Origin of the sequence: Limosilactobacillus coleohominis, assembly GCF_016901675.1 — a bacterium.
Taxonomy (GTDB): domain Bacteria; phylum Bacillota; class Bacilli; order Lactobacillales; family Lactobacillaceae; genus Limosilactobacillus; species Limosilactobacillus intestinavium.
On record NZ_JACJKU010000159.1, the window covers coordinates 1 to 1078 of the forward strand.

Genomic DNA, 1078 nt, shown 5'->3' on the forward strand with positions numbered 1-1078 from the left:
CCCGAAATGTCAATTTAAATTAGAAAAATGTTGAAAGCTGTTCATCTGTGACGTGACTTAGGAATACTTCAAGTGGTGTGCGGTAGTGAAGTGACTTCCGTGGAATAGTATTTCGTTTGTGCATCAGCTGGGTGATTAGTTCATCTGGTAAATTACGGAAGTCTAATCGTTTACTGAGACCGTCACGACGTAAGATACCATTATTGTTTTCATTCAGGCCGCGTTGATTGGGCGCTCCAACCTCCGCAAAATAAGTATGAAGATCATGTTTATTGGCAATCTCACGCCAGCCCGCGAATTCCTTACCATTATCAAAGGTAATCGACTTAACGAAATGACGAGGTATTTTAGAAAGCCATTTATCCAAGTGATAGTTAACTGCTTCATCAGTTTTACGATGAACGTTAAGCACAATCATCACCTTAGATTGACGTTCCACCAAGGTCATGACCGCACCACGATGAGCTTTTCCTTGAACAGTATCAGCTTCAAAGTGACCAAACTCGTGTTGGTAGTGAGGAAAATCATGGTATCGCTGGTAAATACTCCGACCGAGATGCCCCGCCTTACCACGTCGTTCGACATAGCCATTGGGGTGTCGCTTGCCTTTCATCGGTAATTGCTGGACGGCAAAATTGTACTGTCCACGAGCAAACATCCGATAAAGTGTCCGCATACTACAGCTAATTGTCCGTTCTGCTCGACCAATGATCGTATCAGGTGTCCAGCCCGCTTTAACCTGCTCATTGATGTAGCTGATCTCATCCTTGGCTAGCTGAGCCTGCTTACGACCACAACGCTGCTTATTCCGTTGGTAAGCCTTAAGATACTGTGCAATGGTCTTACCGCTATCAAGAAATCGATAGACTCGGTAAATAGTTTCTTGGCTTCGTTTAAGCAGTTTAGCAGCTTGATAAGCCTTCGTACCTTGGTGCCAAAAATTAGCTATGAGGGTTAGTTCACGTGTGGTAAGATGTTTATAAGTCATTTGTGATGTTCCTTTACTTTTGTTTGTGGTTATTCAAAAGTCTATCACAAATGGCTTTTTTATTTTTCTAACTTAATTTTACAAACGGCG

General features: G+C 42.6%; 1 protein-coding gene. It reads right to left on the bottom strand.

The features are described 5' to 3' along the window. Positions 1-19: 19 nt before the first annotated feature. Complete coding sequence (locus H5975_RS08290; RefSeq protein ID WP_085720378.1) at positions 20-988, bottom strand: IS30 family transposase; 969 nt, start codon at positions 986-988, stop codon at positions 20-22. Positions 989-1078 lie beyond the last annotated feature (90 nt).

Bases quoted from the DNA above. Each gene is read 5' to 3' on its own strand.
- H5975_RS08290 (WP_085720378.1), bottom strand. From the start codon at position 988: ATGACTTATAAACATCTTACCACACGTGAACTAACCCTCATAGCTAAT.